The 219-nt window shown below is 49.8% G+C and carries 1 pseudogene; it reads left to right on the top strand.

From position 1 onward, the window contains the following. Positions 1 to 219, top strand: a pseudogene (locus AF337_RS45295) (hypothetical protein); the annotation flags it as partial.

Here is a 219-nt window from a genome sequence, read left to right as displayed (position 1 = left end):
CTGTGTGAAAACCATCCGGTTGCGCACCGCCTCGGCGGGCATCCAAATGGCTTTACTTCCTCCGCTAAGCGCGTAGTGTCAAATGTGACACTTGCACCACTGAGCATGCTCGCTCGGTTCAACGAAGTCAATATTATAATTCTCATATGGAATTCCAAGTTCATGATTGAACCAAAACATGGATCACCCGTCGTCGAAAAGACCGCTCACCTGCTCGAG

This window comes from Rhizobium ecuadorense (assembly GCF_001187535.1).
GTDB lineage: Bacteria > Pseudomonadota > Alphaproteobacteria > Rhizobiales > Rhizobiaceae > Rhizobium > Rhizobium ecuadorense.
Note: the sequence above shows the minus strand (reverse complement) of the source record. Positions and strands in the feature narration are given on the sequence as shown.